The following is a 23323-nucleotide window of genomic DNA, read 5'->3' on the forward strand; positions in this document are numbered from 1 at the left end:
TCGTCCCTCCCTTTCATTTTTGTTCTTTTGTCTCCCGCTTGCTGGGTGGTCGCCTTCAGGCGGCCGTTGCCCAGGTGCGGGAGCAGACTTCGTGGTTCAGCCTTCCCTCGGCGAGGTAGAGCGCCACCTCGTCGAGCGTGTTCTCGGTCATCCGGCGCAGCTCCGTGCCCATCGAGCCGGCAACGTGCGGCGTGACGATCACGTTGGGCAGCTGGAAGAAAGGCGAGTCGGCCGCAAGCGGCTCCGGCTCGGTCACATCCAGAACGGCGCTGATCCGCCCGGTCGAAACCTCTGCCAGAAGCGCGTCGTGATCGACGAGACCGCCGCGTGCGGTGTTGATCAGGAGCGCGCCGTCACGCATCGCGGCAAGCTCGGTCCGGCCGATCATGTGCCGCGTTTCCGGCAGGAGCGGTGCGTTGATGGAAACAATATCGCTGGTGGCCATCAGCGCGTCGAGCGGCAGCCTTTTTGCGCCGCAGGCGTGCGCGTCGGCGTCGCTCACAAAAGGGTCGGCCAGCGTCACGTCGAGGTCGAAATGGCGCAGAAGCTCCATGAACCGCCGGCCCACCCGTGACGCGCCGATGACGCCGACCGTCTTGTCCATGTTGCCGATGGCCGCGTGTTGGTCGCCGAAGCGGTCATCCATCACGAAGTCGGCGTGCGGGTTGCGGTAGACACTTTCCCAGTAGGGAAGCTGCTTGTTCCAGCGCAGGACCCACGAGATCAGAAATTCGGCCACGGGCACCGCGTTCTGGGTTGCAGAGTTGGTGCAGCGGACGCCGTGTTCGAGGAGAGCCGGGTCGACCACACCGCGCAGCGAGCCCATGCAGTGGGCGATGAGACCGAGTGACGGGCAGGTGTGCAAGATGGCGGGCGTCAGCATCGGGCTGCCCCAGCCGGTGAGAATGACTTCGATCCTTTCGGCGTCCGGGCAGGCGGTCAGCGACGCCAGACTGTCTGCCTGAAAAATTTCTGCCGTTTGCGCAATTGCGGTCAGCCGGTCCCGCTGTGCGGCGCCCACCGCCCGGTCGTAGGTGTACCGGGGCATTAATGCTGCAATTTTTGCCAATTCGCCGTGCCGCCCTCTTCAACAGCGACGAATGGATCATTTTGCTGCAAGGATTGCAAGCTCTGAAAAACTTGCAAAGCCTTTCAGGCCGGGGCGGTGTCGCCATGGGTGCGCGCGGCGTCCGGGGCTGCCGTGCTGTCGCGCGAGATGAAATTCCCGCCAACTTGGAGGAAATGGACCGCCCGCTGCGGCTCAACCATCCGCGCGTGCAGCATTCGCGCGGTTTGCCGGCCGATCTCTTCCCAATCGATCCGGAAGGTGCTGAGCGGTGGTGAGGCAATCTGGGCGATCGGCATGTCGTCGAACCCGGCAACAGACACGTCTTGAGGGACCGAAAGTCCCATCGCCTTCAGATATTCCACCGCCCACACAGCAGCGCCGTCATTGTAGCAGCACACGGCCGTAACCTGCCGTCCGCGGGTTTTCATGAATTCGGTGAATGCACTTGCATGATGGTCGGAAATGTCACTGCCGAGGTTGAGTTCGTCCACCGCTGCCCCGGCAACGCCCGATCCGTCCTCCACCCAGTCGCGAAAACCGACAAACCGGCGTTGCAGCGTCTGCCGGTTGACGCCGGACAGGTAGAGAAACTTGCGGTGGCCGAGCGCCATCAGCTGCTGGGCCATGATCTTGCCGCCGCTGTGGTTGGCTGGCGAGATGGAATCCACCACAAGATCTTCGTCGATGCCGTTGCACACCACCACAGGAACGCCGCGCTCGACCAGGGCTGCACTCGTATCGAGGCCCGGCACGATGCCGAGAAAGATACAGCCATTGCGCGGGCCGAGTGTCTCCGCGATCGCGTCCGGGACCGGGTCGCCTTCGCGCGACATCACGGTCTCGATCTGTCCGGCGAGGCTTGCACTCTCCTGCTTGATCCCCTCCAGCAGCGCGAAATAGACGGAGGATCGCGTGTCCCGGAAGCTGTTGATCGTGCAAAGAACGGTGATCGAATCCAGCCGTTCCACCGGCCGGCGTTCCTTGGTGGCGTAGCCGATTTCCGTGGCAGCCTCGACGATGCGCGCCTTCAACGCATCATTGATGGCACTGGAATCGGCAAGTGCGCGCGACACGGTGCTGACCGAGACGCCCAGCATCCTGGCGATATCGGCCTGTCCGGGCCGCCCGCCCTCGGCGGTGCCGCCCTGTCTCGCCGCTCCCGCAGGCTTCGCCGCCCGCCTCGTCCTGCCTGCCATGGTCACCCAAGTCTGATTCTGGTTGTGCAAAATTTGCAGACATCATCAGCCGAGGCGTGACCAAACGGAAGGGCCGGCAGTCGCCGCTCCTTAAAAAACTTGGCCGCAGTGCGGGTGGGCGGTCCCCGGAGCAAGCATCGCCGGGCGGGAGCGTGCTGTGACGCGCCGCGAAGGGGAAGGCTTCCGTTGCCTTCTTCGCGGTGCGTCAGCTGTGCCTATCGGCCGGTGATGCCCGGGAACATGATGAGCACCGCCAGCGCTACAATCTGCAGCGCGATGAACGGCAGAAGGGCCCGGAAAATGTCACCCAGCGATATGTCCGCCGGGGCGACGCTCTTCAGGTAGAACGCAGCCGGACCGAAGGGGGGCGACAGGAACGAGACCTGCATGTTCATGCAGAAGAGCACACCGAACCAGACCGGGTCGTAGCCCAGCTCGACGATGATCGGCACGAAGATCGGCAGGGTCAGGAGCGCAATGCCCACCCAGTCGAGGAACATGCCGAGGACGAACAGGATCAGCATCATGAAGAGCAGCACGTAGAGCGGCTCGTCGGAAATGCCGATGATCAGCGACGACACGAAGTCGATGCCGCCCATCAGGTTGAAGACGCCGACAATGGCGCTGGCGCCGATGCCGATCCAGACGATCATGCCGACGGTGGCGAGCGTCTGCATTGCTGCGCCGCGCAGGAGCTCGAAGGTGAACTCGCCGCGCACGATGGTGGCCAGGAGCACGCCGCCAACGCCGATGGCCGACGCTTCGGTGACCGATGCAATGCCGCCATAGATCGAGCCGAGGACGAACGTGACCACCAGCAGGGGCAGGATCAGGCCCTTCAGCAGCTTGATCTTCTGGGCGAGCGGAATGATTTCGGGGTCCGGGTCCGGCACCACGCCCTTGGTGAAATAGGCCCGGAACAGGACGTAAAGGACGTAGAAGCTCGCCAGCATCACGCCCGGAATGAAGGATGCCGTGAAGAGGTCGCCAATGGAGACGTTTGCGGCGAGCCCGTAGACGATGAGGACGATGGACGGCGGAATCATGGTGCCGAGCGCGCCGCCCGCGCAGACGACGCCGATCGCAAGGCTGCGGTCGTAACCGAGGCGAAGCATCTGCGGCAGGGCGAGGAGGCCGAGCAGCACGATCTCGCCGCCGATGATGCCGCTCATGGCGGCCAGGATAACGGCCACGAAAATGGTCTGGATCGCCACACCGCCGCGAACGCGGTTGGAGATCAGCTTCATGGCGTCGAACAGGTCGCGCGCGATTCCCGATCGGTCGAGGATTGCCGCCATCAGCACGAACATCGGCACTGACACGAAGATGAACGACGAGACGAAGCTGAACACGCGGCTGGTGATCAGCGGCACAGCCATGGGGCCGAACCAGCCGAGCGCGAACACCAGCGCGACGAGAAGCGTGACGAAGGCCAGGGGCATGCCGGTCAGGAGCAGCCCGAACAGCATGAGGAACATCACCAGGGTGCCGTAGCCGATGCCCAGCGCCTTGAGGTTGATGCCGAAGTCGAAAAGCTCGGCCATTTAAACGTCCTGCTTCGAAACGCGCCGTGCGCGGCGAGCATGATTGACGGCGAGCACCAGGAACTGGACTGCCAGAATGATCATGACAAACAACAAGAAGCCCTTCAGGAGGGCCGGCGTCGGCGGGTTCCAGGCACTGCCCGTGCCTTCCATGTGGAAGTCGCCGGTGGGGGTCCAGAACGAGGTCTTGACCATGAGCCAGGAGGCCCAGGCGAAGAACGCCGCGGAGATTGCGCTGATGAGGTAGATCACAACGTCGAAGATCTTGCGGAAGCGCGGACCGAGCGCATCGTAGATCAGAACCACGCGGATGTGACTGTTGCGCGCGGCGCAGAACAGGCCGCCATAGATGAACGAGATGGCGCACAGAAAGATGCTGGCCTCGTGCACCCAGTTTGTGGGGCTGTCGAGAACATACCGCATGAAGATCTCGAACAGGAGGATCGCCGCGGAAAGGACGATCGCCGAGGCAAAGATGTAGCCGCCCCACTCGATGCCCCGACCGAGAATGCCGGCCTCGGGCACGGGAGCGCCGGTGCCTTCGCTGGTCGCACTCAGGTCCGGATCGGGTCCGTCCACGGCGATGGGATCACGAGTCATACCCGGATTGTCCTTGGAGAGAAAAAAGAAAGCGGGCGAGGCGTGTGCCCCGCCCGCCGGTCTTGATTGTGGCAGGGCCTACTCGGACTTGAGAAGGCCTTCCTCGTCGAGATACGTGGTCAGCGTGTCGTAGACCAGCTGTGCGTTACCGGACTGGCCAGCCTGCTTTTCCCACTCGCCAATGGCGATCTTGCGGAACTTGGCGCGCTCTTCGTCCGACCAGTCGTGGATGGTGGCACCCTCGGCCTTTGCGGCTTCGACGGCAGCGGCGTTCTTGTCAGCCAGTGCCGCGTTCTGGCGCTGTGCCAGCGCAACGACCGACTCTTCGAGCGTCTTCTGGACTTCCGGGGTGAGTGCGTCCCACTTCTGCTTGTTCATCGAGAACTCGATGAGGGGCATGGAATGGAAGCCCGGGTACACCGGGTGCTGGGCGATCTTGTTGAGGCCCTGCGCCTGGTTGACGTGGAAGACGCTGTAGTCGGCTGCGTCGACGACGCCCTTGTCGAGCGCGGTGAACACTTCGGAGGTGGGCAGGTTCACCGGGGAGGCGCCAGCGGCTGCGAAGATGTTCTGGACGAGACCGGCCGGTGCGCGCAGCTTCAGGCCCTTGAGGTCGTCCACGCCTTCGAGCGGGGTGGAGGACACGAAGGCTTCGAGGCCCGGCGTGGTGCCGCCGAAGAAGTGCGTACCGTAAGGCTCGACCAGCTCGTTCATGAGCTCCTTGCCGCCGCCGGTGTTGATGAACTTCAGCATCTGCTGCGGGTCCGACCAGGCACCGACCGGGTTGGCGATCAGACCGAAGGCTGCGTCCTTGCCTGCAAAGTAGGACGTGTCGGTGATGTGACCGTCGAGGATGCCTGCGCCAACTGCGTCGAGGGTTTCCTGAAAGTCGACAACGGCGCCGACCGGCAGAAGCTCGATGGACACGGCGCCGCCGGTTTCTTCGCTGACACCGTCAGCCCATGCCTTGTAGAGCTGATAGTTTGCATCGCCGGCGGGGTCGCTGGACTGGAACTTCAGCGCAACGCCCTGCGCCATTGCGCCGGTGGTCAGGACCGCGATTGCAGCACCGGCCAGCAGGGCCTTCATGGATGTCTTGAACAAGTGGCTTCTCCCTTAGCGTTTCAAATCGTCTACGGACCCCGGCGCCGCGCCCCGAAGGCGCGACATGCGCCCTCGGGCGCATCCATCCGGAAACCAGTAGTTTGTGCGCACCATACGGCTGGCGGCCCGCTCGTCAACGCGAATCCTGAGCGATTTTCTCAAGACGTTTGAAACGCTTGGAGAATTTGTCAGATTTTCTGCGGCTTGTATTGCTGGCGCTTCCTGCGGGCGTTGCTCCGGCGCAGTGCGCACAATCCCGTCCGCGCGCCCGGCCACCTTGTGGGAGCCGCGGCGAAAGGGCGCGCGGGATTTAAGACCTAGTCGCTGAAGAGATTTCGCTCGACGCCAGCCATGCGGAAGAGGTCGTCGCGCGAGGTCTCCAGCCGGGTCCGCAGCGCGGGAAGGTCCGCGTCCTGAACGGTGCCTTTCCACTTGCGCACCTTGCCGCCGACAATCACCGTCTCGACGTTGGAGCGGTCCATCAGCGTCACCACCGCGCCGGGCACATCGTTGAGCGGGGCGACGTTCCAGCTCGCGGCATCGAGGATCACGATGTCCGCAGCCTTGCCCGGCGTGAGGCTGCCGGTAACGCTGTCGAGGCCGAGGGCCTTGGCGCCGTTGATCGTGGCAAAGCGGATGACATCGCGGCAGGTGAGGAGATCCGGCGTGTTTTCGGCGCCCCGGATCGCCATGTCGTTGACCAGCGCGCGCTGGAGCGTGAAGACGCTGCGCATCTGAGTGAAGAAGTCCGCCGTCATGGTGCATTCGACGTCGGTGGACAGGGACGGCGCCATCCCCATTTCGAGCGACTTGAGGACAGGTGGCATCCCGTGCCGCATTGCCATTTCGATGGGTGCTGCGATGGAGACCTTCAGCCCTGCGTCCCGCGCTGCCAGCCAGTGGGCGTCCGACATCTCGGTCATGTGGATCGCGATGACGTCAGGTCCGAGAAGGTCCGCGTCGATCAGCTTCTGGTAAGCGTCCGGAATGCCGAAGCTGCCGAAAAGGTGCGCGGCAATGGGAACGCCAAGCTCGCGCCCGATCTGCCAGCGCCGGTCTGCGGCGGGGAAGTAGATCTCGCCGCCCATGACGAAGGTGAGGAGCTGATCGGACGAGGAAAAATGCTCCGAGACGATGCGGAACGCATCTTCGGGGTATTGCGCGCGTTCGCCCTGCCCCTCGAAATAGCCGAAGGCGGCGCGGCGTCCGGCATCCTTCAACCCGGCGATGGCCGCATCCGAATGCTCGGGCGAGTGGTGGATCTGCGACACGTCGAGCACGGTGGTGACGCCGGCATCCATCTGGCTGAGGCCGGCGAACAGCTCCGCGATATAGACGTCTTCGGGCCGGTAGACCGGGGCGAACTTGCCGAGGATGTACTCGAAATAGTTGACCTCGCCGTGGGGTTTGCCGTCGTTGTAGAGGAGGCCGTTGGCCAGAAAGCTGCGCAGTGCCGTCTCGAACTGGTGGTGGTGGGTGTCGATGAAGCCGGGCATCACGATCCGGCCGGCAGCGTCGATCACCTCGGCATCGCCAGCGTCGATCGACGGGGCGATCTCGGCGATCCGGCCGCCCTCCACCAGCACGTCGGCGCTTTCAAAATCGCCGACGGCATCGTCCATGGTCAGAACGGCACCGCCGCGGATGACGTAGCGCGTGCCGGGTGCGCCGGTTGCCGGGGGCGGGGCTGCGGCCTGCGCAGCGGCGGGCTGCACGCCGGCGCCAAGGAGCGCCGCACCGGCCCCGACCGCAGCGGAGGCTTGCATGAACCCGCGGCGCGATAGTCCCGAACCATTCTTCAGATCACAGATCTTGCACATGTGCCGTCCTCCCTGTGCCGCTTTTGCGCGGCGTTTGGTTGTTGGCCGGATGGCGGGTCTCGGCCGCGCCGGCTTCTTTCCCGCAAGGTCCCGCGTGCCGCGGCGTCATGATCGAGCGATGAACGTCGAGATCGACGGAAAGACGATCAGGACGATGAGGCACAGAAGCATTGCGCCAACGAACGGCAGCGCGCCGCGGAAGATCTCGCCCACCGAAAGCGTGTCGTCATCGAGCGCGGCCTTGATGGTGAAGACCGAGAGGCCGAACGGCGGCGTCAGAAGCCCGATCTCGACAGCGAACACGGTGAGGACGCCGAACCAGATGAGGTCGAATTGCATCTCGCCCGCAATCGGCAGCGCCACCGGCAACAGGATCAGCATGATGGAGATCGAATCGATCAGGAAACCGAGGACGATGACCAGCACGAGATAGATCACGAGAAAGCCGTAGGGGCCGATGGAGGATGACAGCAGCAGCTCGGCGAGATGGTTGGGCAGCCCCGACATGGCGAGCATGCGGCTGAAGAAGCTGGCCGCCATGATGAGGAACAGCACCGACACCGTGATCCGGCCGGTCTCCACCAGCAGGGACCAGAACGAGCGGGGCGTCAGCGACCGCCGCAGGAGCGCGATCACGAGGGCGCCGAACGCACCGACAGCACCGGCTTCCGTGGGGTTGAAGAAGCCGCCATAAAGGCCGCCGAGGACGAGCCCCACGAGGATCACGATGGGGCTGCCCATCTTGACGGCGAGGCGGGCGGACAGCGGTTCGGCGGTCTGCTCCGCCTGCGCGGCGAACACCATCTCCGGCCGCCGCCGGGCAAGGAGCATGATCAGCGCCGTGTACCCGGCGACGAGGAGGACCCCCGGCCCGATGCCCGCAAGGAACATCCGCCCCACGGACTCTTCTGCGAGCACCGCGTAGACGATCATCAGGAGCGAGGGCGGTATCAGCATGCCAAGGACGGAGCTGCCTGCGACAACGCCGGTGGCAAAGCTGCGCGTATAACCGTGGCGCACCATCTCCGGCACCGCGACGCGCGCGAACACCGAGGCGGAGGCAATGGATATGCCGGTAATGGAGGCGAAGATCGCGTTGGCGAACACGGTTGCGATGCCGAGCCCCCCCTTCACGCGGGCAAGGAGGCGCTGGAACAGCTCGAACGTATCCTTGCCGACGCCCGACACGGTCACGAGAAGCCCCATCAGCACGAACAGCGGCACCACGGCGAACAGATATTCGCGGATGGAATCGTTGGCGACGGCGCCGATCATCCGCAGCGCGACCGTATCGTTGCGGATCATCGCGACACCGGCGAACGAGACGGCGAGCATCGCCACCGCAATGGGCATCCCCAGCGTGATCAGCCCGAGCAGCGCGACAATGGCCGCAATGCCGATTTCGATCCCGCTCATGCCGCACCGCCCGGCACGAATGCGCGCCGCAGCTGGCCCACCGCACTGAACAGGAATTGCAGCGCCGCGACCGAGATTCCAACGAGGATGAGGACGCGGAACGGCCAGGTCGGCACGGTCATCACGCCGGTCACGCCGATATACTCGCCGATGGACAGGTCGCGCGACAGGATGTTGAACGTCTGCCATGCGATGAGCGCGGAAACGGCGGCGCCTGCGAGGCAGAAAAGTGCCTCCAGAACATTGCCGACCCGCGGCGCGCTCTGGCCGATGACGGCCAGGAGAACATCGGTGCGGGCCAGCCGGTTCAGCCGGACCGTGGTGGCGAGTTGCAGGAACACGATCATCACCACCATCAGGGCGCCAAGCTCGGAGACCAGCGGCAGCGAGCCGCCGAGGATGTTGCGGGTCAGAACATCGGCAACGACCACGAGCATCAGGCCCACGATCATCACCGTGCCGAGCGCCGCCAGCCCGTCTACCAGCACGGCCCATGCGCGTGTGACGCCGGGGCGCTCCGTTTCCGCAGCGCCCCGGACCGGGTTGTCAGCCGGCATCGGGCTTAAAGATTCTCATCCCAGTTGCGCACCGGGGCCTCGCCGCGGTCGCGCAGGCCTTCCATGTACGCTTTCATGAATGCGCGGGCGCCAACGCCGCGGCCTTCCAGCTCTTCAACCCACTCGGTCGCAATGTCGGGCAGGTTGTTGACCCACGCCTCACGCTCGGCGTCCGGAATCTTGATGACGGTGACGGGCGTGCTTTGTCCGGCGCCGACCTCGACCATCTTGTCGATGGCCGCTTCGTGGCGCTCCACCAGATCGTTGGCGTGGGATTCGGTGTAGTAGGCGCCGGCCTCGACCATGGCGTTCTGCACTTCTTCGGGCAGACCGTCCCAGGTGTCCTTGTTGATGGCGACAGCGCCCGAGAAGGCGGTGCCGATGTCGAACCGCGAAATGTAGGGGGCGACCTCGTAGGTCTTGGTCGGCAGGATGCCGAGCGCCAGCGACAAGGTCCCTTCCGAAACGCCGGTCTGAATGTCGGTGTAGTAGGTGGTCAGCGCACCGTCGACGGCATTGGCGCCCGTCCCGCGCAGCCAGTTGCCCAGAACGCCGGGCGCGGAGAGCTTGATCCCGTCAAGATCCGCGAAGGTGTTGACCGGCTCGGCGGTGTACACATCGTAGCTGTCGGTGCCGGTGAGGCCCAGAACCTTGATGTTGTACTGCTCCCATTCCTTGCGAAACTCATCGTTGCTTTGCATGAGGTCCCAGGTCAGCGCGAGCTGGGCCGGCGGATTGGCCGTTGCAAACGGCGCGTAGGACGATGCCTGGCTCAGCGGCAGCTTGGCCGGCTCCAGCATCGAGAACACCCAGCCAATGTCGGTGATGCCCTGCTCGACCGAGGTCAGCGTCGCGTTGATCTTGTAGAGCTGGCCGCCGAACGCTTCCTGCCAGTCGATCTCGTAGTTGCCGGTCCCGGCGAGGATCTCGTCGGTCTTCGCCATGAAGTGGCTCTTGATGAAGCCCACCCAGGGCACCGCGAGCGGATGGCTCGACGCAACGGTGATGTTGATGCTCTCCGTCGCGAGCGCGTTGTAGGGGACCATGCAAACGGCGCTGGCAAGGAGCGCCTTTGTCAACTTGTTCATCGTCATCCTCCCGAGGATATTCTTGTTTGTTATTGGATCGTCTTGGTCAGGCGGTGGCGCGGTTCTTCAGTTCGCCGCGGATCTCATCGCCGTGTTCGTCGAGGGTCGGCGGTGCTGCCACATCGAGGTCGGCCTCGCCGTCGAACCAGTAGGGCGCACGCACCGTGCGGGAGGCGCCCATTTCGGGGTGGTCGGTGTCAACCGCAATGCGCAGATGCTGCGCCTGCGGACTTTCCAGCGCCTCGTCGGAATCGTAGGCCGGCGAATGGGGCACGCCTTCGTCCAGAAGGAGTGCGCACCAGTCATCGCGCATCTTCGTCCTGAAGACAGGCGTCAGGATCTCGATCAGGTCGTCCTGGTGGTTGATCCGCTCCAGCCGCTCCTCGAAGCGCGGGTCGGTGGTCAGCTCCGGCATGCCGACCGCTTCGGTGAGCCCGGTCCAGAATTTCGGCGGCGAGGACATGTGGATCGCGACCCATTTTCCGTCCGCGCATTCAAAGGTGTAGGACTGGGATACGCTGGGGCGGCTGAGCGGCCCCATCACTTCGCCCACCGAGAAAAAGTGGGTGAAGGAGTCGAGGTTGAAGTGGCTCATCGCCTCCAGCATCGAGATGTCGAGGCGCCGGCCCTTGCCGCCCTGCGCGCGTTCCAGCAGCGCCGCCACCACGCCGAGCGCGGCGTAGTGCCCGGTCACCGCATCGGCAATGGCCGGGCCGATCACCCGCGGGTTGGCGGGTGGGGTGAGGAGCCGCAGATAGCCGGATGCAGCCTGCGCAACGGTGTCGAATGCCGGCCGGTCTCGTGCCGGGCCGTCCTGCCCGAAGCCGGTGATGGCGCAATAGATCAGATCCGGTCGCCGCTTGCGCAGCGCATCCTCGCCAACGCCCAGCTTGTCGGCGACACCGGGGCGGAAATTCTGGATGAAGACGTCCGCTGTCTCGATCAGGTCGTAGAAGACGGCAAGGTCGTCGGGGTCCTTGGTGTCGAGCGCGATGGACCGCTTGTTGCGGTTGTAGGTCTGGTAATGGGGCGAGTAGAGGCCGCCCTTGAAGGCGCGGAACGGGTCACCGGTTTCCGGTCGCTCCACCTTGATGACGTCGGCGCCGAGATCCGCAAGGTGCATGGCGCAGGCAGGTCCGGTGATGAAGGTGCCCATTTCCACAACGCGGACGTTTTTCAGGATCTTCACGGCGGGGCTCCTCAATCGCGCTCTGGGGCGGCGGCCGGGCCGTCATAGGTGATCGACTGGTCGGCGTGGTTCGACATGATGAACCCGATGGAGCGCTGCGATTCCTCGAAGAGATGCGCCACCAGCCCTGCGGCGCGGGCCAGAAGAGGAATGCCCTTCATCGCGTCCACCGGCCAGCCGATGTCGATCATCACTGCGGGAATCGCGCCGGAAACATTGACCGGGAGCGGGCGGCCGTAAATGTCCGGCGCCACCCTGGAGAGCATCCGCGCGGTCGCGATGGCGCGGCCGGATGCGCCGTGCTCGTCGGCCAGCGCAAACAGCCTGTCGGCTCGCGGATCGCCTGCGGAATGCTGCGGATGGCCGAGCCCCGGCACCTTCTTCTTCTCGGCCCGCAACTCCGAAAGGCTGGCGCGGCAGGCCTCCTCAAGATCGCCGTCGCCCGCGCGCTCCATCACGGACACGAAATAGCGGCCCGAAACCTCGGAGCTTCCGGCAACCACCGAACCCATGCCGAGAAGGCCCGCCGACATTGCGCCCTGCCAGGCGTCCGGACCCGCCGCGAGCGTCATCCGTGCCGCCTGAACGCTGGGCACCAGCCCGTGCTCGGCAATGGAAACGAGGCACGCTTCGGTCAAAAGGCGCTGCGTCTCGCTCGGCTCGGTGCCGGTGACCAGCAGCCAGAAATAATCGGTGAAGCCGATGCGGCCGATCAGCTCGTTGCACAGATCCTTGCCGCGGACGGTAACGCTCTCCGCATCGGAGGTCGCAATCGCAGTAAAGGCCTGATCCTGCTTGCCGATGCGCACTGAAGCCTCCCTGTATGCGCAATCTTCGTCGCGCATTTATTCGCTATGCGAAAATATTTTCGCTTGTCGAAAAGTATGGAGCCTTTTAGTCTTGAGTCAAGCGGCGAACGCCGCACGCAGTGTTTGCTGCGATAGATGATTTGGGGAGATCGCGCCGTGGAGATCAATCAGTACAATCTGACAGATGCGGTAAAAGACAGCTTCAAGGCCAAGGATGACGCCCGTTTTACGCTGCTGCTGGAGACGATGCTCGATCATCTCCACGATTTTGTGCGCGAAACATCGCTGACGCACGAAGAGTGGATGGGCATCCTCAATTTTCTTTATGATTGCGGAAAGATCTCCACGCCAGAGCGGCATGAATTCATCTTGCTGTCAGACGTGCTGGGTCTGTCTGCGCTGGTGGACATGATCAACACCCGCGGCGGGGCGACGGAAGGCAGCAACCTCGGCCCGTTCTATCTGGACAATGCGCCCGTGAAGGCGCTCGGCGCCCATATTGCCGACGATCGGCCCGGCGCCACCGTGCTGTGCATGGGGCAGGTGCGCGACACGCTCGGCCATCCGCTGCCCGGCGCGGTGGTCGACACCTGGCAGGCGGACGGCGCCGGCACCTATCCCATCCAGGAGGAGGGCCAGGACAAGTACGACCTGCGCGCCAAATTCACCTGTGACGACGAGGGGCGCTACTTCTACACCACCGTCCTGCCCATGCCCTACACCGTTCCCTATGACGGGCCGGTCGGCAAGCTCCTGCGCGCCGGAGACCGACATGCGTGGCGCGCGGCGCATCTTCACTATATCGTCGGCGCACCGCGGATGCGGCCCATCACCACCGAGGTCTTCTTTGCCAACACCGACTATCTCGACAACGACGCGGTGTTCGGCGTGCGCGACTCGCTGATCGGCAAGGTCGTGCGCATCAAGCGCGGCGAGGAACTGGGCGTGGAGGTCGAAAAGCAGCCTGACGCTAAGCTCGCGTTCGACTTCGTCCTTGCACCGGCCTGATGGGGCGACCGCTGAAACAGGGCGAGCCGCCCGACCCGTCACGCCGTTCGGAGTTCGTCGAAGGCCTCGCGAAGGGCCTTGCCGTGCTGGAATGCTTCGACGCCGAAAATCCGGCGATGAACCTCAGCGAGGTGGCGCGCCGGGCGGGGCTGTCCCCGTCCGCGGCACGCCGCAGCCTCATCACGCTGTCGGCGCTCGGCTACATCGGCCAGGCGGGCAAGACGTTCCACCTCAAGTCCAAGCTCCTCGGCCTCGGCTCCGCCGTGCTGCTGACCGCCCGGATCGAGGAAACGCTGAACCCGGAGCTGCGCGCTCTGGTCACCCGGTTCGGCGATGCGTCGTCGGTCGCGACGCTCGACGGGCATGACGTCATCTATGTGGCGCACCATTCGGTGCAGCGAGCCCGCCGCAGGATGGCGTTCGCCGGTGCGCGCTATCCCGCAACGGCAACCTCGCTCGGCAGGGTCATTCTTGCCGGCCTCCCCCCGCACGAGCTGGACGCCTTTTTCGCGACGCTGACCCCCGCCCCGCTCACCGAGCACACCGTCGTCGACAAGAGGCGCCTGCGCGAAATCATCGACGAGACGCGCCAGAACGACCACGCCGTCTCCGTCGACCAGCTGGACTACGGGATCACGGCGCTTGCAGTGCCGATCCGCGCGCCGGACGGGGCGGTGGTCGCGGCGCTCAACACCTCCGGCTATTCGGGCTCCGTCAGCCCCGAAAGCCTGATCGGGGACCGGCTCGAAGCGCTGCGCAGTGCCGCCGCCGTCATCGCGCAGACGCTGCTGCGTTACCCGGTCCTCACCAACATCCTGCGGGCGTCGACGGTCATCGCGCCCGCATCAACCGAAACAGAATCCTCTGAAAGGACGCCATGACCCTTCCCCTTCTTCCCACCTCGCTCGTCGGCAGCTACGCCCAGCCGGACTGGCTGATCGACCGTGCCCTGCTGGCAAAGCGCTTTCCCCCGCGCACCCGTGCGCGCGAGCTGTGGCGCATTCCCGAGGAGCACCTTGCCGAGGCGCTGGACGATGCCACCCGCGTTGCGATCCGTGAACAGGAGGACGCCGGCCTCGACATCATCACCGATGGCGAAATCCGGCGCGAAAGCTACTCCAACCACTTTGCGACCGCGCTGGACGGGATCGACATCGACAATCCGGGCACTGCGCTCGACCGTTCGGGACACCCCAACCCGGTGCCGCGGATCGTCTCGAAGATTTCCCGCAAGCATGCCGTTGGCGTGCGGGACGTGAAGTTCCTGAAGGCGCACACGGACCGGCCGGTCAAGATCACCGTGCCGGGCCCCTTCACGATGTCCCAGCAGGCGCAGAACGATTTTTACCCGAGCCTCGAAGACGCCGCGATGGACTATGCCGATGCCGTCCGCGCCGAGGTGGAAGACCTGTTTGCCGCTGGTGCCGACTACGTGCAGCTGGACGAGCCCTACATGCAGGCCCGCCCCGAGGCCGCCGAGGAGTACGGCCTTGCCGCCCTCAACCGCGCGCTGGACGGCGTGCGCGGCACCACGGCGGTGCACATCTGCTTCGGCTATGCGGCGATCATCCACGAGCGGCCGCAGGGCTACTCGTTCCTGCCCCAATTGTCCGCCTGCTCGTGCAACCAGATCTCAATCGAGACGGCTCAGTCCAAGCTCGACTGCTCGGTCCTGAAGGAGCTGCCGGACAAGACCATCATCCTCGGCGTTCTGGATCTCTCCGACCCCGAAGTGGAAACCCCCGAGACGATTGCGGAGCGGATCCGCCGCGGCCTCGAATATGCCTCGCCCGAGCGGGTGATCGTCGCGCCCGACTGCGGCCTCAAATATCTGCCGCGCGACGTTGCCGCCGGCAAGCTGAGGGCGATGGCGGACGGTGCCGCGATCGTTCGCGCCGAGATTTCCTGAACGAGATGGCCCGTCGCGTTTGCGGCGGGCCTACGACACGTAGGGCGCCATCGGCCGCATGATTTTGCCTTGCTCGATGGGCACGCAATCGGCCGGGAAGTCCTGCACGAAGGTGACGCCCTCGTCCTGAAGGGCGGCCAGAAAGCCGTCGAGCGCATCCATCGCACCGGTGGGGAGGTCGTGCAGCACGATCAGCGGCCAGTCCTCTTTCCCGGCCATCTCACGTGCGACGGCCGGCCAGCCGCGCGGGTTTTTCCAGTCCCCCGGCACCACGTTCCACAGAACCAGCGTGTAGGCTTCGGCGATCAGCATGTCGGACGCGGCCTCGCTGAGGAGATCCTCGTTGATCTCGCCGCCGCCGCCGTTGGGCCGGAAGAATTTGCGCGGGTGGGCCAGGTCGCCAAGCAGCGCCTCAGTCCGTGCAATCTCGATTTCGTGGGCGGCGGGGTCGAGGCTGGCCCCAATGGGGGCGAGGTGGTTGAAGGTGTGGTTGCCGATGTGGTGGCCCTCGCCATGCGCCCGCTCCGCCACGGCGCGGCGGGCAGGGTCGCGCAGCTTGTCGCCGAGCACGAAGAAGGTCGTGCGAATGTCCCGCCTCGCCAGGATGTCGAGGACGAAGGGGGTCGTTTCGGGGTCCGGGCCGTTGTCGAAGGTCAGCGTCATCTGGCGCAAATTCATGTCTCGTCGTCGCTGGCGGTGGTGTCCTTTGCGGTCTTGGCCGCCTGCTTCATCGACAGGCCGAGCTCATCGCCGAGCGCCTTCAGCGCCGGGAGCTGCACCGCCATGCCGAGGATGGAATCCAGTGCCTGATTGACCGGCGGCTTGTCGCTGCCACCCTCCGCCCCGGCGCCCGCCTGTCCGCCGAGGCCATTGATGTTGTGGATGCGGATGGAATCGATCCGCTCGGCAGGCTTCACCATCTCGGAGATGGTCCGCGGCAGCGCCTCGATCCGCGCCAGCTCCTCGCGCATCGCCACAATGTGCGGCTCCAAAAGATTTTCCGCCTCGGCCAGAGCGCGCACGCCCTCCGCTTCGGCCATGAGGCGCTCCCGCAGCGATTTCGTGCGGCTGACCTCCGCTTCGGCCTCGGCGTTTGCGGCGCTGAGGCGGGCGGCGGCATGCCCCTCCGCCGCGTCCTTCTCTGCGAGTGCGAGAATGCGCAGGCGCTCTCCGTCCGCCTCCGCCGCCTCCTGCGCCACAAGGAGGGCGAGGGCCTTTTCGCGCTCGGCCTCGGCCATCCGGCGAGCGGTGACGATGGCCTCTTCGGCCTTCGCAGCCTCGGCGCGGGCGAAATCGGCGGCGGCACGGGCGGCGCTCTCGGCCTGCTGCCGTTCGGAAACTTTGATGCGGCGCTCCTGCTCCTGCAGTTCGAGGTCGAGCGACTTGCTGATCTCGGCGGCCTGCACCTCCAGGTCGCGCGCAATCTCGGAGGCGCGGATGGCGCGGTCGCTGGCGATGCGGGCTGCCTTGAGGCCGTTGTCCTTGGCAATGCGGGCTTCCTCCGCGGCGCGCTCGGATTCGGCTCTGCGGGCGGAGATCTCGGCCTGCTGCGCGGCCTTCCACGTTTCGATGTCGCGGTGCTGGCCGATGCGCGCCTCCTCCTCCTCGCGCTCGATCTCCAGCTTGCGGCGCGTCGCCTCCATGGCCGACAGCGTAACGGCGACCTCGGCGTCGGCGTCGATCCGCGCGCGCTCCTTCTTGGAGGTGGCGATCACCTCGGCAAGCTTGCGCATGCCCACCGCGTTGAAGGCGTTGTTCTCGTCGAGCGAGGCAAACGACGTCTGGTCCAGCGCGGTCAGCGAGACGGACTGGAGGCGGAGGCCGTTTTCCGCGAGGTCGTCGGCGATCATCTCGCGCACCTCGCGGACGTATTCCGAGCGGCCTTCGTGCAGCTCGTCCATGGTGCGGCGGGCGGCGACGGCGCGCAGCGCATCGACGAGCTTGCCCTCGACAATGTCCTTGATCTTGTCGGCGCTGAAGGTGCGGTCGCCCAGCGTCTGTGCCGCCCGCGCCACCGCCTCGGGCGTGCCGTCGACCGCGACGGCGAAGCTTGCTCCAATGTCGACGCGCAGGCGGTCCTTGGTGATGAGGCTCTGTTCGCCGGACCGCGCCACCTCCAGGCGGAGGGTGCGCATGTTCACCTCCGTCACGTCGTGGAAGTAGGGCAGCGCGATGGCGCCGCCGGCAAGGACGGTCTTCTGCCCGCCGAGGCCGGTGCGGATGAGGCTCACCTCCCGCGTTGCCTTGCGGTAGAGCCTTGCCAGCACCACCACCACCAGAACGATGATGAGGACGACAACGACGAGAACGGTCACCAGGCCGGGCATGGGCCCCTCCCTCTTGTGATACGGCAGGGCGCGGACATCATCGGTCCTTCCGCGCCAGAACGAAATCGTAGGCGACGCACCAGGCCGGCGATGGCACGGCGCGCCCGTCCGGCGCGCGAACGCCGGTCTTCTTCTCGAAGCTTTCGACGAGCGACTGCTTCACGCCGAACACCGGGTCGGCATCGAGGTAGGGGTCGCCCTCCAGGAAAAGCATGGTGGTGAGCCGGCGGAAGCCCGGTGCCTCGATGCGCACATGGACGTGGCCGGGGCGGACGGGCGAGCGCGCTGCGATGCGCAGGAGATCGCCGACCGTGCCGTCCTCGGGGATCGGGTAGCTGGCGGGCAGCACCGAGGTGAACCAGAACCGGCCCGCGGGGTCCGAGCGGAAGAGACCGCGCATGGCCGCCTCGTCGATCTCCGGGTTGAGGATGTCGTAGCCGCCATCGCCGTCGGCATGCCAGATGTCGATCCGCGCGCCGACGATGGGCTTTCCGTCTGTGTCGAGGACTTTGGCATTGAAGAACATCTTCTCGCCCTTGATGGGGCCGGAAATGTCCGCGCCGTTGTCGAAGACGGGGCGGTCCTCCACGAAGAACGGGCCGAGGACGGAGTTCTCCGTCGCGCCGCTCGGGAAGCGGTGGTTGATGAGGTCGACGCGGGCGGTGGCGCCCATCACGTCGGACAGGAGGATGAACTCCTGCCGCCCGCCGACGCTGAGCTGCCCGGTGCGCGTCAGGAATTCGATGGCAAATTCCCACTCCTCCTCGGTCGGCTCCACCTCCTCCAGAAACGCGTGGAGATGGCGGGTGAACGCCGAGAGCACTTTCTTGGCGCGCGGGTTCGGCGTATCGCGGAATGTGGCGAGGACGGCGGCGGTCAGCGTGTCGTCGCGCACGTCGCGGCCATGGCCTGCCAAGGGTTCGTGCAGGCGCCGTGCGGCGGGCATCGGCAGCGTCGCCGCGGCGGGTTTTGCGCGCGCCGATGTGCCGGGGCGTTCAAGGCCGGCGGCGCGCATCGTCTCGCGGGCGGCAAGGCGCGTGGCGTAGGCGGCGACATGATTGCGCGGCGCGCCGTTCAGCGCATGGCCGCCGGTCCACGCGATGTCGAGGCCGAGCGAGGCGAGATGGCCAAGCGCGGCGGCCCACGCAACGTCGGCCAGGGTGAAGGCCTCGCCGGTGATCCACTGCCTGCCGTCGGCGAGGCGGGTGTCGAGGCCTTCGATCAGCGTCAGCACCTCCTCTACGGCGCCGCGCATCAACTCCGCCGATTGGGCAAAGACCTTGGCGGCGGCCTCCTTGCGGATGGCGGCATCGTAGGCCGCGATCAGGCGCGGATGGCCGATCGAGAGCGAGCGCCCCTCCATCATCTTGCGGATGCGCGCATCGTGGACGCCGCGCACGGCCTCGCGCAGCGGCTCGGGCCTTGTGTCGCCGCCGGGGTGCGCGCCGTAGGGGAGCGCCTCGAAGGGGGCGGCGTCGACGAGCGCGGTCTCGCGGGCGATTTCGGTGCGAAGGCGCTGGGGGGAAAGGTCCGGGCCGGGGAGGGCGGCTATGTGGTCGAGCATCCGGAGAGGGTCGAGGATGACGCGCTCGGCGGCGGGGTCCACCAGCGCCGGGACGGCGGCGGGGTCGATGCCGTCGTGGCGCACGCTGGCGCGGCCGGAAAAGCCGTCGACCATGGGGCGGCCGTCGATGCCGTCGAGGCGCAGGCGCACATAGGCGGGGTGGCCGGCATCGAAGCGGCGGCCGAGGATCTGCATCTCGTGCGCGGTTGCGGCGGCGCCCTTTTCGGCAAGCGCCAGCCGCACGGCCTTCGACCAGAGCGAGGGGGCGGCGTGGAAGAGGACGAGGCCGCCGTGGCCTTGCGCGGCACCGAGGGGCGCGCGGGCAGCGTCAAGGCGCTCCTGGAACTTGCGTTCGCTCATGACGCCCACCCCAGAATGCGCCGCATGACACCACCCAGTTCGCCGGCGGGGTCGGCGGCCAGCATTTGCGCGCGCCAGCCGACATACCCGTCCGGGCGGACGAGGACGCAGCCGGAATCGCTGACGCCGGAGACGAGCGCCCAGTCGCCGAAGGTGTCGTTGATGGCGCAGCCGGGGCCGATCTGGAGTGCGCGGACGTCGGCGCGGGTTTCGGCCGAGACGCGGGCGGCGGCTTCGACCCAGCCCGCGCCCGAGACGCCGGTGAGCACGGTGAAGCGGCCCCGGCCCACAAGGTCGAGCGTGGAGAGGGTTTCGCGGTCACGCTCGACCCAGACGTGGGGGAGGCGCGCGCCGGGCCATGTGGTGGGGTGGTAGTAGAGCTCGCGGTCACGGGTGTATTCGGGCTCGGGCGTGCCGTCCGGCACCACGGCGGCGGAGCGGTAGCGCTGGCCCATCTCCACGCCGTGGCAGTTGAATTCGTACGACTTGTTGCGGATCTGCGCGTTGAGTGCCTTGCGCTTGGCCTCCGCCTCCACCGTCGACGCCTTGCGGGTGTCGAGCTGGCGGCGCATCTCCTCCTGCGTCTCGGTCTCGGTGATGCCGAGCGTGTCGAAGATCGGCAGCGTGTCGGTGATCGACTTGTTGGCGCGGTTGACGATCTGCTTGCCGACAGGCTGGCGCTCGTCGTTGAAGGTTTCCAGCAGCGACGGGTCGGCGGTGCCGTCCAGAACGAGTTTGAGCTTCCAGGCGAGGTTGTAGGCGTCCTGGATGGAGGTGTTTGAGCCGAGCCCGTTGGTGGGCGGATGGCGGTGCACCGCGTCGCCCATGCAGTGCACGCGCCCGACCGAATAATGCCGCGCGACAATGTTGTTCACCGCCCAGTAGCTGACCCGCGTCACCTTCAGCGGCACCTCTTCGCCGATCAGGCGGAAGAGGATCTGGCGGATTTCCTCGTCGGAATAATTGGGGCGGCCCTTGGCAATGTCGTAGCTCCACATGCCGAGCCATTTCTTCCACGGGCGGATCATCCTGAGCACGCCGGCGCCGATGCCGCCCGCCGAACCCGGCTGAAAAATCCAGTAGAGGACGGAGGGGCGGTGCTTCACCAGATGGCTGAGGTCGGCGTCGAACTCGATGTTCATGGAGCCGGCGAGGTCGGCCTTGCCTTCCAGCGGCAGGCCAAGGTCTTCGGCAATCCGGCTGCGGCCACCGTCGGCGCCGATCATGTATTTTGCGCGGATGCGGTAGGTCTGATCGGCGACGCGGTCGTGCACGGTGCAGACGACGCCGTTCTCGTCCTGCGTGTGGCTGATGTACTCGGTCTTGAAGCGGACGAGACAGCCCTCGCGCATCGCCTTGCCGAAGATGATCGGCTCCAGCAGCGTCTGCGGGATGTCGACCATTTTCGACGGGCTCGCCAGCTCGTAGTCGGCGCGGCGGGCGGGGTGGTTGCCCCATGTGAGCAACCGGCCGACCTCTTCGCCGGCGAGGGATTCGCAGAAGACGTTGTTGCCCATCAGCTCCTGCGCCACGGCTTCCTTGGTAACCTCATCCTCCACGCCAAGCTCGCGCAAAATCTCCATGGTGCGCTGGTTGGTGATGTGGGCGCGCGGCATGTTGGCGAGCCAGGAATATTTCTCGATCATCACGTTGGGGACGCCGTAGCCGGACAGGAGCGCCGCAGAGGCGACACCGGCCGGCCCGGAGCCGACGATGAGGACGTCGGTTTCGATATCGAACATGGTTGGAACCTCGAGGGGCACATCCGCCCCGCTGATGCCGGGCGCAGGGGGCAGCCGCATTTCGCGCACGGGCTGGGTGTAGTCCGGCACCGGCGTGTCGGGCCCGATCAGCCTGCGGCGGGTGGGAAAGAGCGAGAAGTCTGTGCGCTCGACGACAAAACCCCAGATCCCCTTGGGCGCCACCAGCATGACGAGGATGGCAAGCCCGCCCAGCGCCATCAGGTACCAGGTGCCGAAGTCCGCCAGCCAGTTTTGCAGCGCGAACAGGATGAGCGCGCCGATGATGGGGCCTTCCAGCGTGCCGATCCCGCCGATGACGACGATGAAGAGGACGAACGCCGTCCAGTCGATCACCGAGAACGCGCTTTGCGGGGTGATGGACGCCTTCTGGTAGTAGATCAGCGCGCCGGTGATGGCAGCGCCCACCGCGGCGAAGACGTAGACGGCGAACTTGATGCGGCGGGTGTCGATGCCGAGGCTTTCGGCGGCATCCGGGTTGTCGCGCACGGCGGACAGGGCGAGGCCGTTGCGGGTGCGCAGGAATGCGTAGATCGCGCCGATGACGGCGACGGCCAGCACCAGCGCGATCCAGTAGGAGAGGATGTCGCGCGCATGGGAGGAGCGCACGTCGAACAGGGTCGCGACCGTGTCGATGCCGACGATGCTGCGCGCAACGTCGGACGGGAGCGAGGTGCCGGTGCCGCCGCCAAGCGTCTTCCACTGCGCGAACAGGAGCCGGTAGACCTCGGCTGCGACCCAGGTGCCGATGGCGAAATAGGCCCCTTCGAGGCGGAAGAGGATGAAGCCTGTCGGGATCGCCATCACGCCGCCGATGATGCCGGCGCACAGCATGGCAAGCAGGGGATCGAGCCCCGCGAGGATCGCAAGGCCGAAGCCGGCGTAGGCGCCAAGGCCGACGAACGCCTGCTGGCCGATGGAGACGAGCCCGCCAAAGCCCGCGAGAAGGTTCCAGCACTGGGCCAGCGTGATCATGGTGAGGACGAAGAAGAGGTCCTGCAGCAGCGATCGCGAGATGATCGCAGGCGCTGCCAGAAGCGCCACCACGCCAACGCCCATCACGGCGAGCGCGATCGCCGAAGCGCGGGTGGATTTCGCGACCTTGTAGCGGGTGGGATCGAGGGCGGGACCGGCCATCAGTCGAACGCCCTTGGGAAAAGGCCGCGTGGGCGCACCAGCAGGACGAGGAGGAACACGACGTGACCCGAAAGGGTCTGCCATTCGGGCGAGATCTGCGCGCCGATGCTCTGCGCAAGGCCGAGGATGATGCCGCCCGCCAGGGTGCCCCAGAAGCTGCCGAGCCCGCCGATGATGACCGCCTCGAACGCGAAGATCAGCCGTGAGGGGCCGATCAGCGGGTCGAACGTGGCGCGCGCGCCGAGGTAGAGGCCGGCGATGGCGACCACAACCAGCGAAAGCGCCATGGCGAGCGAGAAGATGCGGGAATTGTCAATGCCCATCAGCTGGGCGATTTCGGGGTTGTCGGACGTGGCGCGGAAGGCGCGGCCCGTCTCCGTTCGGTAGAACAGCCAGTTGAGGAACACGATCACCAGCACGGCAGACGCGAAGGTGAGGAGCGGCACCACGCCGACCGCGAGCCCGCCGCCAAGCGCAATGGAGGCATCGCCCAGCGCGCCGAAGGGAAGCCGGCGCGTGTCGGCGGAGAACGCCTCAAGCATCCCGTTCTGCAGGATGATGGAGAGGCCGAAGGTGACGAGGAGCGGCGGGAGGATGTCCTTGCCCAAGGTCCGGTTCAGCAGGAACGATTGCAACAGGTAGCCGAACGCGAACATCGCGATGCCGCCGAGGACTGCCGCGACGATGATCGGCAGGCCCAGCGCTTCCACGCCGATGAGGATGGCGAATGCCGCCACCACCATCAGGTCGCCGTGCGCAAGGTTGACGAGGCGCATCACGCCGAAGATGAGGCTGAGCCCGGTGGCGAAGAGGGCGTAGAGGCCGCCGAGCAGAATGCCCTGGATGAGGGTATCGGCAACGATCAT

19 protein-coding genes and 1 pseudogene are annotated in these 23323 nt (G+C 65.9%); 3 read left to right on the plus strand and 17 right to left on the minus strand.

What is annotated here, in order from left to right; all coding sequences use genetic code 11:
* Positions 1-55: 55 nt before the first annotated feature.
* The 11 genes from RDV64_RS09405 to RDV64_RS09455 all read right to left on the minus strand — a co-directional run bounded on the left by RDV64_RS09405 (position 56) and on the right by RDV64_RS09455 (position 12392).
* Positions 56-1048 (minus strand): hydroxyacid dehydrogenase, encoded by a 993-nt coding sequence (locus tag RDV64_RS09405; RefSeq protein WP_309198995.1) that lies wholly within the window; start codon positions 1046-1048, stop codon positions 56-58.
* A gap of 104 nt (positions 1049-1152) precedes the next feature.
* Positions 1153-2265, minus strand: a complete 1113-nt coding sequence (locus tag RDV64_RS09410) for a LacI family DNA-binding transcriptional regulator (protein ID WP_309198996.1) — start codon at positions 2263-2265, stop codon at positions 1153-1155.
* A gap of 215 nt (positions 2266-2480) precedes the next feature.
* Positions 2481-3809, minus strand: a complete 1329-nt coding sequence (locus RDV64_RS09415) for a TRAP transporter large permease subunit (protein WP_309198997.1) — start codon at positions 3807-3809, stop codon at positions 2481-2483.
* The gene (locus RDV64_RS09420; protein WP_309198998.1) at positions 3810-4409 is read right to left on the minus strand and encodes a TRAP transporter small permease; all 600 of its coding nucleotides are present in this window, start codon (positions 4407-4409) and stop codon (positions 3810-3812) included. It abuts the gene before it with no gap.
* A gap of 78 nt (positions 4410-4487) precedes the next feature.
* On the minus strand, positions 4488-5513 hold the full coding sequence (dctP, locus tag RDV64_RS09425) for a TRAP transporter substrate-binding protein DctP (RefSeq protein WP_309198999.1): 1026 nt from the start codon (positions 5511-5513) through the stop codon (positions 4488-4490).
* Positions 5514-5830: 317 nt separating this feature from the next.
* Entirely contained in the window at positions 5831-7333 is a 1503-nt protein-coding gene (locus RDV64_RS09430; RefSeq protein WP_309199000.1) for an amidohydrolase family protein, read from the minus strand.
* 105 nt (positions 7334-7438) lie between these two features.
* On the minus strand, positions 7439-8749 hold the full coding sequence (locus RDV64_RS09435; RefSeq protein ID WP_309199001.1) for a TRAP transporter large permease: 1311 nt from the start codon (positions 8747-8749) through the stop codon (positions 7439-7441).
* Positions 8746-9306 (minus strand): TRAP transporter small permease, encoded by a 561-nt coding sequence (locus RDV64_RS09440; protein ID WP_309199002.1) that lies wholly within the window; start codon positions 9304-9306, stop codon positions 8746-8748. The genes RDV64_RS09435 and RDV64_RS09440 overlap by 4 nt, the downstream gene beginning before the upstream one ends.
* Before the next feature lie 5 nt (positions 9307-9311).
* A complete protein-coding gene (locus RDV64_RS09445) occupies positions 9312-10394 on the minus strand; it encodes a C4-dicarboxylate TRAP transporter substrate-binding protein (protein WP_309199003.1) in 1083 nt (360 codons plus the stop codon).
* Between the two features lie 46 nt (positions 10395-10440).
* Positions 10441-11583, minus strand: coding sequence for a CoA transferase (locus tag RDV64_RS09450; RefSeq protein ID WP_309199004.1), 1143 nt, complete (start codon positions 11581-11583; stop codon positions 10441-10443).
* An 11-nt stretch (positions 11584-11594) separates the two neighbouring features.
* Positions 11595-12392, minus strand: a complete 798-nt coding sequence (locus RDV64_RS09455; RefSeq protein WP_309199005.1) for a citryl-CoA lyase — start codon at positions 12390-12392, stop codon at positions 11595-11597.
* Between the two features lie 156 nt (positions 12393-12548).
* Here RDV64_RS09455 and RDV64_RS09460 point away from each other — a divergent pair, with 156 nt between their 5' ends.
* The 3 genes from RDV64_RS09460 to RDV64_RS09470 are packed head-to-tail and all read left to right on the plus strand — an operon-like array spanning position 12549 to position 15309.
* On the plus strand, positions 12549-13400 hold the full coding sequence (locus tag RDV64_RS09460) for a dioxygenase (protein ID WP_309199006.1): 852 nt from the start codon (positions 12549-12551) through the stop codon (positions 13398-13400).
* Entirely contained in the window at positions 13400-14281 is an 882-nt protein-coding gene (locus RDV64_RS09465) for an IclR family transcriptional regulator C-terminal domain-containing protein (protein ID WP_309199007.1), read from the plus strand. Before RDV64_RS09460 ends, RDV64_RS09465 begins: the two co-directional genes overlap by 1 nt.
* Positions 14278-15309, plus strand: coding sequence for a uroporphyrinogen decarboxylase family protein (locus tag RDV64_RS09470; protein ID WP_309199008.1), 1032 nt, complete (start codon positions 14278-14280; stop codon positions 15307-15309). Before RDV64_RS09465 ends, RDV64_RS09470 begins: the two co-directional genes overlap by 4 nt.
* Before the next feature lie 30 nt (positions 15310-15339).
* Here RDV64_RS09470 and RDV64_RS09475 read toward each other — a convergent pair whose 3' ends face one another.
* The 6 genes and pseudogenes from RDV64_RS09475 to RDV64_RS09500 form a co-directional block, all read right to left on the minus strand.
* Complete coding sequence (locus RDV64_RS09475) at positions 15340-15987, minus strand: polysaccharide deacetylase family protein (RefSeq protein ID WP_309199009.1); 648 nt, start codon at positions 15985-15987, stop codon at positions 15340-15342.
* Positions 15984-17636 (minus strand): flotillin domain-containing protein, encoded by a 1653-nt coding sequence (locus RDV64_RS09480; RefSeq protein ID WP_309199010.1) that lies wholly within the window; start codon positions 17634-17636, stop codon positions 15984-15986. Before RDV64_RS09480 ends, RDV64_RS09475 begins: the two co-directional genes overlap by 4 nt.
* Before the next feature lie 37 nt (positions 17637-17673).
* Positions 17674-19560 (minus strand): dioxygenase, encoded by a 1887-nt coding sequence (locus RDV64_RS09485; RefSeq protein ID WP_309199011.1) that lies wholly within the window; start codon positions 19558-19560, stop codon positions 17674-17676.
* Entirely contained in the window at positions 19557-21302 is a 1746-nt protein-coding gene (locus RDV64_RS09490) for an FAD-dependent monooxygenase (RefSeq protein WP_309199469.1), read from the minus strand. The genes RDV64_RS09485 and RDV64_RS09490 overlap by 4 nt, the downstream gene beginning before the upstream one ends.
* Positions 21303-21404: 102 nt before the next feature.
* Positions 21405-22457: pseudogene (locus RDV64_RS09495) on the minus strand (branched-chain amino acid ABC transporter permease); the annotation flags it as partial.
* Positions 22457-23323: a branched-chain amino acid ABC transporter permease gene (locus tag RDV64_RS09500; protein WP_309199012.1), complete on the minus strand. Its 867-nt coding sequence runs from the start codon at positions 23321-23323 to the stop codon at positions 22457-22459. The pseudogene RDV64_RS09495 and the gene RDV64_RS09500, both read right to left, overlap by 1 nt.

Origin of the sequence: Acuticoccus sp. MNP-M23 (assembly GCF_031195445.1) — a bacterium.
Taxonomy (GTDB): domain Bacteria; phylum Pseudomonadota; class Alphaproteobacteria; order Rhizobiales; family Amorphaceae; genus Acuticoccus.